The sequence below is a fragment of the Acetobacter zythi genome (genome assembly GCF_963921165.1).
Taxonomy (GTDB): Bacteria; Pseudomonadota; Alphaproteobacteria; order Acetobacterales; family Acetobacteraceae; genus Acetobacter.
In genome coordinates this window covers 490,578-503,511 of sequence record NZ_CAWUEO010000001.1, presented here as the reverse complement: position 1 = coordinate 503,511, position 12,934 = coordinate 490,578, and the positions used below count along the sequence as shown (strand labels likewise).

Sequence of the window (12,934 nt, the reverse complement as noted above, 5' to 3'; positions counted from 1 at the left end):
TTCTGATCAGAGCAGGGTTTGCGCATGAGGATACTGGGCCTGACCGGCGGCATGGGTATGGGCAAGAGCACGGTTGCCACCATGTTGCGCCGTGCAGGGCTGCCTGTGTTTGATGCGGATGCGGTGGTCCATGCTCTTCAGGCCCCTCACGGTGCCGCATTGGCCCCCATAGCGCGGTTGGTGCCCACGGTTGTAACGGATGGTCGGCTGGACCGGGCTGCACTGCGGCAGGCCGTGCTGGACCACCCGGCCCTGCTGAAAAAACTGGAAGCCATTATGCACCCGCTGGTGCGCCGTGCGCGCGCAAGGTTTTTGCGCCACCACCGCCAAACGGGTGCGGCCTGCGTCGTGCTGGATATTCCCCTGCTGTTTGAAACACGGGCGGATAGGCTGTGCGACAGGGTGGTTGTGGTTTCCGCCCCCGCATGGGTGCAGCGCAGGCGGGTGGCGCTGCGGCGGAACATGCCCCATACACAGGCCCGCAGACTGATAGCCTGCCAGATGCCCGATGCCCGCAGGCGGCAAAAGGCGGATACCGTGATTCGCACAGGGTTATCCATGAAGGAAACAGAGCGGCAGGTCCGCCGCTTTATCGGGAGTTTGAGGGCATGAAGCGATCCATCCTGTTTGATACGGAAACAACAGGTCTGGACCCCGCCACCGGAGATAGGGTGATTGAAATTGCAGCCCTTGAACTGGTGGGTGACCTGCCAACGGGCAATAGCTACCACACCCTGCTTGACCCCGAGCGTGATGTGCCTGAAGAGGCCAGCCGCGTGCATGGCTTTACGCGTGAAGACCTTGTAGGCAAGCCAAAATTTGCCGAGGTTGCGGACGATTTTCTGGCGTTTGTGGGGGATGATGCCCTGATCGCGCATAACGCCCGGTTTGACTTTGGCTTTATAAATGCCGAACTCAAACGTGCTGGCCGCAAACCGCTGGATATGGGCCGCATGGTGGATACGCTGGATATGGCGCGCGAGCGTTTTCCCGGTATGCCGAACAGCCTGGATGCCCTGTGCCGCCGTTTTGGCGTGGACCTGTCTGCGCGCACAACCCACAACGCGCTGCTGGACTGCAAACTGCTGGCCGAAGTTTATGTGGAGCTTATGGGCGGTCGGCAGCACGGCCTTGGGCTGATGGCGGATGGGGAGCAATCCCCCGCAGTGGTGTATGATGGGCCAACGCAACGCAGGATTGTAAAAGTCTGCCCCACAGCTGCCGAACTGGCCGTACACGCAGCGTTTGTGGAAAAGCTCAAAGACCCGATCTGGAATGCCTGAGCCGTTCAGCCATTCCACCATAGGCCTGCAATAAGGCTATGCAGAGGCAGCACCCTATGCCATGTTTTGGTGGTCCCGAATACAAGGAGCATTTTTGATGCGCTCAGCATCCCGTCGTTTTCTTGCGGCTTTGGCACTGTCCGGCGCATGGGCCTTGCCTGCAGGAGCAGAGACCGTTCTTGGCCCTGTCATGGCGGAGGTTACGTTCAAAACCCGCTCGGCCGATCTGGGGGTGGGGTACACATGGGGCAATGGTGTGCTGACCTATGGTGGGCATGAATACCCGTTTGAAATCAGCGGTGCTTCGGCTGCGGCTATTGGTTTTTCCTCCGGCAATAGTGTGGGCAAGGTCTACAACCTGCAACGGCTGGAAGATTTTGCAGGCACCTACTGGGCGCTCTCGGGCGAGACAACTGTGGGCAAGGGCGTTGCCGGGCATCTGATGGAAAATGACTCGGGTGTGCGTATCCGGCTGGATGAAATCCGCACAGGTGGGCGCCTTGCGGCCTCGCCGTCGCGCCTGAGCATCCGGTTTTTGCCTGTGCCTAAAGCAGCCGCGACAGACAGTTCCGCCAAAAAAGACTGAATAGGTCGGGCCACCGCAATAAGGGGGGAAGACCCTCGCCGTGCCCGATACTCACGCAGCCATATGTTAATAAGCCCGCCAAGACTCAGTCGGTCATGGCGGGCTTATTAACATATGGCCTTATCCTGCCTGCTGGTGGGCCGGGCTGTGCGGGCTTGGAGCCAGTGGTGCTGGCGTAAATTGCCGCAGGCACTATGGCGCAGAACTTACCCCTTGCTCACGGCCTGTGTTTTCACAACTGCCTCCTCATTCACTGACAAGGGAAAGCGCCCAGTGGATCGGTTTGGGCGGAGGGAACCCAGCCAGCGGGTGTGCGGGCGGCATGGTGCCGGGGCTTTGGGGGGGAAGTGGGAGTTCTGGCGCGTTTGCCGCAGGGGGCACTTCCGCACCCTCCCCAGCGCTCTCGGCAGCAGGGTGGTCCGTGCTGGCAGCACCTGGTTCTTCATCCAGCAGTGCAGGAGTGACCTCCAGCTTTAATTCCGGTTCAGCTTGTGCGGGGGTGTCGGCTGCGGTTTCCGGTTCATCCTGTGGTGCGGGGAGTGTGGTTTCATCCGCGCTGTCCTCAGGGGAAAGGGCAGGGGGAGCATCATCCTGCGGTGGCAGAGGGGGGGTAATGACCAGTTGGAGCGTGGTGGTTCTGCGCCCTTGGCCCAGATACACGCTTTCTTCCACCCGAACCTGCCCATCGGACTGGAAGAGCCAGCTTTCTTCCTCGCTGTGCAGCAGGTGGCCATTTTCGGTTGCTTCCACCATAATGTCGGGGTGCAGGTGGAAGCGTACGCAGGGGGCGCGGGCCAGTGTGGCCCCTTCCAGTTTTTCTTCCCCCCGCAGTGTCCGCCCATCCTTGCCCAGATAAAGCTGGCGGTGGTACACGCCTCCGCCCTGACTTTCGTACCCGTTATGGGTCATATCCAGCCAGTGCGCGCCATCCTGTGTTGCGTGGGTGCGGCTGACCTGTGGGGGCCTGCTGGTGGTGCCGTTGGCCTCGAACGTTATGGGGGACATGCCTGCCAGTTCTAGCACGGAATGCGCCGCAGGATAGCGCAGTGCTTCCGCCCAGCCCTTTTGCCTGCTGGCCCCACAGTTGACGATCAGCCGTTGCTTGCCCGATGAAAACTCGAACGAAAGCATGCCCGCATGGGCCGTGTGGTCAAAGCCTGCGGGGGCAGGGGCGGCTGCATCGGCAATAACCAGCGCGCGACCGCTGCTTAGGCGGGCAAACCCGCTTTCGGGCAGGCCTGCGGCCATAACCCGCGAGCGGGATGCACGGTTGAGTACAAGTTCCACCAATTGCGGGTCACGCTCGTGGCTTCCATTAAACAGGGCCAACCCACCATCGGCATGGCGCAGGGCGCGCAGGGCGGGAACGGTGCGGTTGGCGGCATCGACCAACGTGGTGGGGAGCGGCAGGCGCGCGACCTGAAGAATGTACAGCATTTCGGCCAGTTCCTTTACTGTCAGGAACAGGTCTTCGGGGCTGCGGGTCATATGGCCACCATCAGGCAGGATCTGGCTGGTTATGACCTCATCAATCAAACGCAGGTAGCGGGTTAAAAATTCCGGGTAGTCGGGAATGGAAACCGCAACGGCCAGCAACCCTTTGAGCGCGCACAAAGCCTGCCAGCCGTAAACGGCATCGGGCATGAGCGCCATGATGGAGCGTGCCTCCATCATAAGGGAGGCCATAAGGTTCTGGCGGAAGGCGTCATCCGCGGAGGCTGCAAAAAACTCGTAACAGCCCAGCCATGCGTATAGCCGCGCCCCGGTTATGGAAGGGTCTATAACCGCGCGTTCCGCCGCAGGTAAGCGGATCCAGTGTGACACAAGGGTCCGCGCCTTGATCCGTGCGGATTCCGCGCCAAGTTCGCGCAGGTCCTGTAGCCAGCCAAACCCCTGTAGCCACCGGCGGTAAGCGGCGGGCCATGTTGGGTCGTCCCATACGCCGGACTGGAGTGAGCGGGGTACACCTTCAAACTCGGTCCGGTTGCGGACCAGTTTTTCCCCCACTGTTGCATTGCCCGGCCACAGGTCGCGCAGCACAACGGCAGGTGCTGCGGGAACACGTGCAAAACCACCCAGCGGGTTGCGCATGGCATAGGCAAGGCGGGGGGCACGGGTCCAGCGGCGTAGGGGCATTAGATGAGTGTAACTCCAGAGCTGGGGTGTTAAAGGCGCTACTCTAATGGAACTTTATGACAGCATTTGGTGCATTTGCATGGAGCCGACCATGCGGCAGATCAAGCGGGACGGAGGGATGCAATAGCTGCGGCGTAGTCTGGCTTGCCGTAAACGGCACTCCCCGCGATCAGCACATCCGCACCGGCCTGTGTTGCCAGTGGTGCTGTTTTTGCATCTATTCCCCCATCAACCGCCAGACGGATGTCTCGCCCGCTGCGTGTGATCATATCCCGGATACGGCTGATTTTGGGGAGCTGGCTAGGCAGGAATTTTTGGCCACCAAAGCCGGGGTTTACGGTCATGACCAGAATAACGTCCACAAGGTCCATAACCTCGGCAATGGCCTCTGCCGGTGTTGCAGGGCACAGCACAATACCCGGCTTTGCCCCAAGCTGGCGGATTAACTGGAGCGAGCGGTGCGTATGCGGCCCGGCCTCTATGTGAATGAGAATCTGGTCCGCCCCGGCTTGGGCAAAAGCCTCCAAGTAGGGGTCCACGGGGGCAATCATCAGGTGTACGTCAAAAGGCAGGGTGGTGTGCCCGCGCAGAGCCTTGACCACGGCAGGCCCGAACGAAATATTGGGCACAAAATGGCCGTCCATCACATCCAGATGGATCCAGTCCGCCCCGGCCTGAGCCACGGCTTTTACTTCTTCTCCCAGCCGCGCAAAGTCAGCAGCCAGTATACTCGGGGCGATCAGGGGGAATGGTGCAGAACTCATTCCTTGTTTATCCGCAATAGCAGCCGACTGCGCAACTGGAGAAAAATGGTTTGTGCGCTTTTACGCAGCAACTACCCATGTAGGGGGCAGTTGCTCAGGCCGCGCGGGTAAAGCGGGCGGCAAAAAAGCCGTCCATTCCCCCTCTGTCCAGCCATAGGCCGGGGTGGGTGCGTAGCCAGCCCTCCGGGGTGAGCGCTTCTGGCAGAAAAGCAAGTTCCTCGGGCGTAAAGGGCATGGGCACCAGCCCCATGGCCTGTGCGGCGCGGGCACGGGCCGGACCTTCCTCCTCCTGCAAGGAGCACACGGCATAGACCAGCCTGCCGCCGGGGCGGAGCATGTCCCTTGCTGCGGCCAGCAGTTTGTCCTGCATGGCGGTCAGGGTGGTCAGGTCCCGTGGGCGTTTGACCCACAGCACATCGGGGTGGCGGCGGGCTGTGCCGGTGGCCGAGCACGGCGCATCCAGTAAAATGGCGTCCAGCGGGGCATCGGGCTGCCATGTGGCGGCGTCGGCCTGCAGGGTGCGAACCTCCAGACCAAGGCGGGCCATGTTTTCCTTCAGGCGGAGCAGGCGGGCGGGGTTGTTTTCCACCGCCGTGACCTGCGCACCCGTTATGGCGAGCTGGGCGGTTTTGCCACCCGGTGCTGCGCACAAATCGGCCACATATTCGTTGGCCTGTACGTTCAGCAGGCAGGCAGGCAGGGTTGCCGCGGCATCCTGCACCCAAAAAGTACCCTCTTCATATCCGGGTAGTTCCGTAACCCGTGTGCCTGCGGGCAGGCGGATAGAGCCGTTGGGGAGCGTTATGCCGCCCTCTGGCGCCTGTGCGCCGGGGCGTAAGGTAATGTCGAGCGGGGCTTCGTGGCTGATGCCCTGTGCAATGGCGCGGGGGACACCTTTGCCAAGTCCCGCCCAAGATGCCCACAGCCAGGAGGGAATATCCAGCCGGGGTTGGTCAAGCCCATCCAGCACGCTGGGGCCGCTGGTGGCAACGCGGCGCAGGACGGCGTTGGCCAACCCGGCAAAAGGGGCCAGCTTGCGCCTGCGGAGCAGGGAGACTGTGGTGCCAACGGCTGCGTGGGGTGGTGTTTCCAAAAACAGCAGTTGCGCGCAACCCATCATCAGCGCGACCCGCACGGGTTCGGGTGGCTCTTTTTTCAAAAACGGTTCCAGCACCGTGCGGAGCGTGCCCATGTGGCGCAGGGTTGCTGCCGCCAGACGGTGGGCCGCCGCCCGGTCACGCGCCTCGGCCTGATGGGCCGTGGCCGAGCGGGAGAGGCTGTTCTCCAGCATACGGCGGTGTTCTACAACGCCGCACAGAATATCAAACGCCACATCCCGCGTTGGGTCGGGCTGCGGGGGGGCAGGGCGGAACTTGCCACGCGGTTTGGAAGAGGATGGGCGCGCTGGTGTGGTCATGGGGGCAAAAAACCGTTCGGTAAGCAGGGGAGGTGGTGGCTTATGCCACCACAAGCGCGGCGCCGTTGGGCGCTGTTGCCGGGTTTTGCGTTAAAAAATGCTGCAAGGCCAGAGGATAAAGCCCATGCTCCTGCTGCAGAACGCGTGCGGCCAGCAAATCGGGCGTATCTCCCGGTAGAACAGGGACCGCCGCCTGACCCAGAATAGGCCCTTCGTCCATACCTTCCGTAACCAGATGCACCGTGCAGCCATGCACCCGCACACCACCGGCCAAAGCCCGTTCATGCGTATGCAGGCCGGGAAAGGAGGGCAGGAGGCTGGGGTGGATGTTCAGCATCCGCCCGGCCCATGTGGTGGTCAGGTAGGGGGTCAGCAGGCGCATATACCCGGCAAGGCAGACGGCCTGCGCCCCGGAGTTTTCCAAAGCGGTATGGATGGCCCGCTCGTGTGCTGTGCGGTCCTTGCCAAAAGCCCGGTGGTCTATTGCCTGGGCTGGCAGGCCCGCCGCACGTGCCATGTCCAGCCCAGGTGCGTCGGGGTTGTTGCTCAGAACAAGGCAGATGCGGGCGGGAAAAGCAGGGTCCTGCGCCGCTTTGATCAGGGCCGTGGCATTGCTGCCGCGCCCGCTGAGCAAAATGGCGACAGGTGTTTTATGCGTGCTCATGCTGCCCGAAAATCCGGGGTTGCCAGCATTTTAAGGTCAGGCTTGGCGTCCGGGCTTGCCGCGGCTGCAATGGAGCCAATGCGGAAGGCCTGTTCCCCGGCTTCGGCCAGCATGGCCAGAACTTTTTCCGGCTCGGGGGTAATCAGGATCATGCCAATACCGCAGTTGAACACACGCAGCATTTCCGCCCCATCCACATTGCCTGTGCGGGCCAGCCACTTGAACACGGGCGGCATGGGCCATGCCTGATCAATAACGGCGTCCAGCCCATCGGGCAGTACACGGGGCAGGTTGCCGGGCAGGCCGCCACCCGTAATATGGGCCGCACCATGGAGCAGACCCGCCTTGTGCAGGGCCAGAACAGGGCGGACGTACAGGCGGGTTGGCTCCAGAAAAGCCTCGCCCAGAGTGTTGCCGGGGGCAAAGGCTGCGGGGTCGGTCCATGTCAGATGGGCATCGGCCACAATGCGGCGCACCAGCGAAAAGCCGTTGGAATGCACACCGGATGAGGGAAGTGCGATGAGCGTATCGCCCGCCGCAATCGCTGCGGGCAGCAGGGCCGTGCGTTCTGCCGCACCAACGGAAAAACCCGCCAGATCGTAGTGGCCATCGGCATACATGCCGGGCATTTCGGCGGTTTCGCCCCCTACAAGGGCGCAGCCGGACTGTTCGCAGCCTTTGGCAATGCCGCGCACAACTTTGGCGGCAGAGGCAACGGACAGGCGGCCTGTGGCAAAATAGTCGAGGAAGAAAAGCGGCTCGGCCCCCTGCACAATCAGGTCGTTTACGCACATGGCCACAAGGTCGATCCCCACGGTTTCGTGCAGGTCGTTATCTATGGCGACAGTCAGCTTGGTGCCGACACCATCGGTGCAGGAAACCAGAACAGGGTCAATAAAGCCTGCGGCCTTCAGGTCGAACAGAGCGCCAAAGCCGCCAAGGCCACCCATGGTGCCGGGCCGGTCTGTTGCTTTGGCGGCAGGGCGAATGGCGTCAACAAGGGCTTCGCCTGCTTCAATGTCCACGCCGGAATCACGGTAGGTGAGGCCGGAGGAAGGGGTGCTAGGAGAAGACGTCATGGGTGCGCTCTTGGTCCGAATGAGAGTAAGGTCGATGCCGGGAACCAAGGTCACTCAGGATTCCCGCGAACAGTCTTTACGGCAGGAGACGCGGCGCGCAAAGCGGCATGACGCGGTTTGATGAAACAAAAGCATCTTCCTACCCCCCCAAAGAGGGCGGGAAGCAGCGTATAAGCGAAGGTGACGCGGTGGCGCAGATAGCCTTGCCATTTGTGTACCGCCCCCGATTCGGGCGGTCAGATTTTGTAGCGGCCCCTTCCAACGCCGCCGCACGCGCATGGGTGCTGGACGCGGAGGCCCCCTACCGCTGGCCCGAAGGCCGCATGGCATTGTGGGGTGAAGGGGGCACGGGCAAGACACATCTGCTCTCCATCTGGGCGGGGCGGTATGGCGCTCCTGTTATGGCGGGCGAGCGGCTGAACGAGCGCGAGGTCGCCGCCCTGTTTGAGGCAGGCGGGTTTAAGGCCGTGGCGCTGGATAATGCGGATTGCGTTCCCAGCGAGCATGATCTGCTGCACCTGATCAATCTGGTGCGTGAGCGCCGCGTGTTCCTGCTTATGGCTGGGCGTCTGTCGCCCGCGCGCTGGCCTGCCGTACTGCCCGACCTTGCCAGCCGCCTGCGCGCCACGTCCTCCGTGCCGCTGGGGCAGGCGGAGGAAGACCTTTTACACCGCTTGCTGCTGCGTTTGCTTGCGGAGCGGCAGATTGTTGTTGCACCACAGGTGACCGAATGGCTGCTGCGCCGCCTGCCGCGCCGCGCCAGTGCTGTGCGCGATTGCGTGGCAGCACTTGATCAGGCCGCCATGGCCTCGGGCGGAAAAGTGACCCGTGCACTGGCCGCCAGTGTGCTGGAAGGACTTTTTACGCACGATGGTGAGGCGTGAAACGAATATTTCAGTTTTATGACATGATGGCGATTTGACGCCTCTGAACATTCCGGGACTATGGTGTTTGGGATATGTTGACGGCTCATCCGGTTTATGGCGGCCCTTGGAATTGGGTCGGATAGTCGGGGACGTTGATGCACGAGAGGGAGCGCAGGCAAGTGGCGGCACAGGATAAAAAGAATACAACCCCCGTCAGTCGTACGCGTGCGCCCGCCAAACGAGCGCCCTCGCGCACCAGAACCACGGCCGGTTCCCGCGCCAAAAAAGTGGTCGAACAAAAAGTTACCCTGCAAACGCCCTCGCGCTTTATCAACCGCGAACTCTCATGGCTCGACTTCAACCAGCGTGTGGTGGAGGAGGCGGACAACGCCCGTAACCCGCTGCTGGAGCGGCTGCGTTTTCTGTCCATCAGTGCCAGCAATCTGGACGAATTTTATTCCGTGCGTGTGGCTGGCCTTGTTGGCCAGATCCGCGAGGGGCTGACCACGATCTCCCCCGATGGCCGCACCCCGGCCCAACAGTTGGAGGCCGTGCGCGAACGCTGCGCCCGCCTGTTGCGCGAGCAGCAGCGCATATGGGTGGAACTGCGCGGCCTGCTGGCCGAAGCCCATGTTACATTGTGCGAAACGCAGGACCTGAACGACGCGGACCGTGAATGGCTGGAAAAATGCTTTATGGACCGCATTTTTCCGGTACTCACGCCGCTGGCGGTCGACCCTGCGCATCCTCTGCCCTTTATTCCCAACATGGGGTTGGCTCTGGGTCTGCGCCTTTTGTATGAGGGTACGGGCCTGTTCGCCATGAACGCCCTTATTCTGCTGCCCGCGCAGGTTGAGCGTTTTATCCGCCTGCCTGCCTTGGGCACGCAGGTTGCGGGCGAGTCCGCGCGTGTGCGCTTTATCCGTCTGGAAGACCTGATCTCCCTGTTCATTGACCGGCTGTTTGCAGGGCTGGTTGTGGGCGAGAGCGGTGTGCTGCGTGTTGTGCGCGACACAGACGTGGAGTTTGAGGACGAAGCGGAAGACCTTGTCCGCTCGTACGAGAGTGCTCTCAAGCGCCGCCGCCGTGGAGTGGTCATCCATCTGGATATGGAAAAGCGCGTACCAGCCGAACTGGCGGACGCCATTGCCTCCGACCTTGACCTGCCGTCTGATGAAATTGCCGTGCATTCTGGCATGATCGGTGTTGCCGACCTCAAGCAGATGATTGTGGATGACAGGCCGGACCTGCTCTTCCCCCCCTACACACCGCGTTTTCCCGAACGGATACTCGACTTTAATGGCGACTGCTTTGCCGCCATCCGGGCCAAGGACCTGCTGGTCCACCACCCGTTTGAAAGTTTTGATGTGGTGGTGCAGTTTCTACGGCAGGCCGCGCTGGACCCCAATGTTATCGCCATCAAGCAGACCCTGTACCGCACATCTCGCGACTCCCCCATCGTCAAGGCGCTGATCGAGGCGGCCGAAGCGGGCAAGTCCGTAACCGCCATGGTGGAACTGCGCGCCCGCTTTGATGAGGAAGCCAATATCCGCCTCGCCCGTGCGCTCGAAGCCGCTGGCGTGCAGGTGGTGTTTGGGTTTGCCGACCTCAAGACCCACGCCAAACTCAGCCTTGTTGTGCGCCGCGAGGGCGCGCAGGTGCGTTCCTACGCCCATTTTGGCACAGGCAATTACCACCCCATTACGGCGCGGATTTATACCGATCTGTCGTTCTTTACCTGCAACCCCGCCCTTGCGCGGGATTCGGCACGGCTGTTCAATTACGTCACCGGCTACGCCATGCCCGCGCAGATGGAGGAAATTGCCTTTTCCCCCATTACCATCCGCAGCACCCTCAAGGCGTTGATCGAGGAGGAAATCGCGCATGTAAAAGCAGGCCGGTCGGGCACGATCTGGCTGAAAATGAACGCGCTGGTTGACCCCGATCTGATCGATTGCCTGTACCGTGCGTCCTGCGCGGGAGTTAAGATTGTGGGCGTCATACGCGGTATCTGCTGCCTGCGTCCCGGTGTTGCCGGACTTTCGGAAAACATCCGGATCAAATCCGTTGTGGGGCGCTTTTTGGAGCACTCGCGCATTTTTGCCTTTGGCAATGGCCACCGCCTGCCTTCGCGTCACGCCAAGGTTTATATTTCCTCCGCCGACTGGATGACCCGCAACATGGACTGGCGGGTGGAGAGCATGGTGCCCATTACCAACCCCACGGTACATGCGCAGGTGCTGGACCAGATTATGGTGTCCAACATGCGGGATAACCTGCAATCGTGGATACTGGAGCACAACGGCGTGTGGCGCAGGCTGAGTGCCGGGGCCAAGCCGTTTTCCTCCCACGAGTGGTTTATGACCCATCCGTCCCTCTCCGGGCGCGGGTCGGCAGCGCATGAGACCCTGACCAGAGCACCCGCATCCCTGTCTCAGACCAAAGACCTGATGCTGGATGACTGAAAACGGGGTTTCTTTTTCCCATATGTCGCGTATGTCTGTGCACTTTCATACTGCCGGGCAGCATAATGGCCTGTCCGGGAACGGCTGGTAATGGAGACGGACATGCAGCGTCGTTCAGCGGTGGTTGATCTTGGGTCCAATTCGGTCCGTCTGGTTGTGTTCGAGGGTGTCTCGCGCAATCCGCTGCCCATTTTTAACGAAAAAGCCGTTCTGCGGCTCGGGCGTGGGTTAACCACCACAGGCCGCCTGAATGATGAGGGCGTGGGCATGGCCATGGAGGTGCTCAGCCGCTTCCACGCCATTGCGCGTGCCATGCAGGCCGACCCGTTTGAGGTGCTGGCCACTGCCGCCGTGCGAGACGCCACAAATGGCCCGGCCTTTGTGGAAATGCTGCGCCAGAGCATGCCCGGCGTGCCCGTGCGCATTCTGTCCGGCAAGGAGGAAGCCGACCACTCCGCCATTGGCGTTATGTGTGGCATTCCCGGTGCGGACGGTCTGGTGGCGGATGTGGGGGGCGGGTCTCTCGAACTCATTCATCTGACCGAAACCGGACGGCACGACGCCACAACACTGCCTTTGGGCATGATCCGTCTGGCAGACCGCTGCGAGGGCGATCTGGAACAGGCCAAGCTGCTGACCGATCAGGATATTGATGGTGTCGAGTGGCTGTCCAGGGTCAAGGGGCAACCGCTTTATCTGGTGGGTGGCGCATTCCGCGCTCTTGCGCGCCTGCAAATTGCACGCACCCAGTACCCGCTCAACATTGTGCATTATTACACGCTGGATGTGCAGGAAGCGCGGGAGATGACCGGCTGGCTCCAGAACAGCTCCCGCCGCAGCCTTGAACGTCTGCCCGGTGCTCCGCGCAAACGGCTGGACGATATTCCGTTCGCTGCTGTGGTCCTGCGCAGGCTGATGAAAAAAATCCAGCCCAGCAAGATCGTGTTCTGCGTGGATGGCCTGCGCGAGGGCTGGTACATGATGAACGTAGCCCCCAGCTACCTGCCACAGGACCCGATGGAAAGCGTTGCGCGCGATATGTGCGCACGCTTTGGCCGCAGCAACACGCTGCCCGAAATCCTGTGGACATGGACAGGCTGCATCAAACCAGACGAAACACCAGAAGAGCAGCACCTGCGCCGCATAGCCTGCTGGTTGTCCGATATTGGGAGCCATGACCACCCCGAATACCGGGCCGAGCAGACATATTTGCGGATATTGCGCGTACAGGGTGCGGGGTTTGACCACCGGGCGCGCGTGTGGCTCTCCCTTGCTCTGGCGGTGCGGTACTCGGTGGATATGAGCGCACCTGCCCTTATGCCCTCCTTTACCCTGCTGAGTGATGAAGAACGGCGTGACGCCGTTGCCTGCGGTCTTGCGCTGCGGCTGGCCTACTCCCTGTCTGGCGGGGCAGGGAGTCTGCTGGAAGGGACATCCCTTGCGTGGGACGGGCTGGAACTGGTGCTGACCCTGACCTCCGCCCGTGTTGCCGTAAAGGGCGAGAGCGTGCGGCGCGGTCTGGAACGGCTTGGGCAGGCGCTGGGTGTGCAGACCCGCTTTGAGGTGGAACTGGCGGTCTGACCTGCCACCCTCCTTAAAGGGGTGGACAACTCCGTTGGTGACAGGCACGTTACCAAATAGCCATCTCTGTTGTATGGAGAGCCCACCTTTGCC

General features: G+C 61.6%; 11 protein-coding genes. 6 read left to right on the top strand and 5 right to left on the bottom strand.

Annotated features, from left to right (window positions below; translation table 11 throughout):
* Positions 1 to 24 precede the first annotated feature (24 nt).
* From coaE to AABE20_RS02435, 3 genes are all read left to right on the top strand, one after another.
* Complete coding sequence (coaE, locus tag AABE20_RS02445; protein WP_338331650.1) at positions 25 to 612, top strand: dephospho-CoA kinase; 588 nt, start codon at positions 25 to 27, stop codon at positions 610 to 612.
* The gene (dnaQ, locus tag AABE20_RS02440; RefSeq protein ID WP_338331649.1) at positions 609 to 1,283 is read left to right on the top strand and encodes a DNA polymerase III subunit epsilon; all 675 of its coding nucleotides are present in this window, start codon (positions 609 to 611) and stop codon (positions 1,281 to 1,283) included. Before coaE ends, dnaQ begins: the two co-directional genes overlap by 4 nt.
* Before the next feature lie 97 nt (positions 1,284 to 1,380).
* Positions 1,381 to 1,869, top strand: coding sequence for a hypothetical protein (locus AABE20_RS02435; RefSeq protein WP_338331648.1), 489 nt, complete (start codon positions 1,381 to 1,383; stop codon positions 1,867 to 1,869).
* 246 nt (positions 1,870 to 2,115) lie between these two features.
* On the opposite strand, the gene AABE20_RS02430 is transcribed toward AABE20_RS02435, so the two are convergent.
* From AABE20_RS02430 to purM, 5 genes are all read right to left on the bottom strand, one after another.
* The gene (locus AABE20_RS02430; protein ID WP_338331647.1) at positions 2,116 to 4,005 is read right to left on the bottom strand and encodes a heparinase II/III family protein; all 1,890 of its coding nucleotides are present in this window, start codon (positions 4,003 to 4,005) and stop codon (positions 2,116 to 2,118) included.
* Between the two features lie 101 nt (positions 4,006 to 4,106).
* On the bottom strand, positions 4,107 to 4,769 hold the full coding sequence (gene rpe, locus AABE20_RS02425; RefSeq protein WP_338331646.1) for a ribulose-phosphate 3-epimerase: 663 nt from the start codon (positions 4,767 to 4,769) through the stop codon (positions 4,107 to 4,109).
* A 94-nt stretch (positions 4,770 to 4,863) separates the two neighbouring features.
* Positions 4,864 to 6,186, bottom strand: a complete 1,323-nt coding sequence (locus tag AABE20_RS02420) for an RsmB/NOP family class I SAM-dependent RNA methyltransferase (protein ID WP_338331645.1) — start codon at positions 6,184 to 6,186, stop codon at positions 4,864 to 4,866.
* A 40-nt stretch (positions 6,187 to 6,226) separates the two neighbouring features.
* Positions 6,227 to 6,850 carry a phosphoribosylglycinamide formyltransferase gene (purN, locus tag AABE20_RS02415; RefSeq protein ID WP_338331644.1) on the bottom strand — a complete coding sequence of 208 codons (624 nt, stop codon included), beginning with the start codon at positions 6,848 to 6,850 and terminating at the stop codon, positions 6,227 to 6,229.
* On the bottom strand, positions 6,847 to 7,929 hold the full coding sequence (purM, locus tag AABE20_RS02410) for a phosphoribosylformylglycinamidine cyclo-ligase (RefSeq protein WP_338331643.1): 1,083 nt from the start codon (positions 7,927 to 7,929) through the stop codon (positions 6,847 to 6,849). Before purM ends, purN begins: the two co-directional genes overlap by 4 nt.
* 107 nt (positions 7,930 to 8,036) lie before the next feature.
* Here purM and AABE20_RS02405 point away from each other — a divergent pair, with 107 nt between their 5' ends.
* From AABE20_RS02405 to AABE20_RS02395, 3 genes are all read left to right on the top strand, one after another.
* On the top strand, positions 8,037 to 8,813 hold the full coding sequence (locus tag AABE20_RS02405; protein WP_338331642.1) for a P-loop NTPase family protein: 777 nt from the start codon (positions 8,037 to 8,039) through the stop codon (positions 8,811 to 8,813).
* 161 nt (positions 8,814 to 8,974) lie between these two features.
* The gene (locus AABE20_RS02400) at positions 8,975 to 11,260 is read left to right on the top strand and encodes an RNA degradosome polyphosphate kinase (protein WP_338331641.1); all 2,286 of its coding nucleotides are present in this window, start codon (positions 8,975 to 8,977) and stop codon (positions 11,258 to 11,260) included.
* A gap of 90 nt (positions 11,261 to 11,350) precedes the next feature.
* Positions 11,351 to 12,841, top strand: a complete 1,491-nt coding sequence (locus tag AABE20_RS02395) for a Ppx/GppA phosphatase family protein (protein ID WP_338331640.1) — start codon at positions 11,351 to 11,353, stop codon at positions 12,839 to 12,841.
* Positions 12,842 to 12,934: the final 93 nt, after the last annotated feature.

What these genes read in the sequence shown, in the direction of transcription:
- AABE20_RS02420 (WP_338331645.1), bottom strand. Translation starts at nt 6,186, where the DNA reads ATGACCACACCAGCGCGCCCATCCTCTTCCAAACCGCGTGGCAAGTTC.
- coaE (WP_338331650.1), top strand. Translation starts at nt 25, where the DNA reads ATGAGGATACTGGGCCTGACCGGCGGCATGGGTATGGGCAAGAGCACG.
- rpe (WP_338331646.1), bottom strand. Translation starts at nt 4,769, where the DNA reads ATGAGTTCTGCACCATTCCCCCTGATCGCCCCGAGTATACTGGCTGCT.
- purM (WP_338331643.1), bottom strand. Translation starts at nt 7,929, where the DNA reads ATGACGTCTTCTCCTAGCACCCCTTCCTCCGGCCTCACCTACCGTGAT.
- AABE20_RS02405 (WP_338331642.1), top strand. Translation starts at nt 8,037, where the DNA reads ATGACGCGGTTTGATGAAACAAAAGCATCTTCCTACCCCCCCAAAGAG.
- dnaQ (WP_338331649.1), top strand. Translation starts at nt 609, where the DNA reads ATGAAGCGATCCATCCTGTTTGATACGGAAACAACAGGTCTGGACCCC.
- AABE20_RS02430 (WP_338331647.1), bottom strand. Translation starts at nt 4,005, where the DNA reads ATGCCCCTACGCCGCTGGACCCGTGCCCCCCGCCTTGCCTATGCCATG.
- AABE20_RS02435 (WP_338331648.1), top strand. Translation starts at nt 1,381, where the DNA reads ATGCGCTCAGCATCCCGTCGTTTTCTTGCGGCTTTGGCACTGTCCGGC.
- purN (WP_338331644.1), bottom strand. Translation starts at nt 6,850, where the DNA reads ATGAGCACGCATAAAACACCTGTCGCCATTTTGCTCAGCGGGCGCGGC.
- AABE20_RS02395 (WP_338331640.1), top strand. Translation starts at nt 11,351, where the DNA reads ATGGAGACGGACATGCAGCGTCGTTCAGCGGTGGTTGATCTTGGGTCC.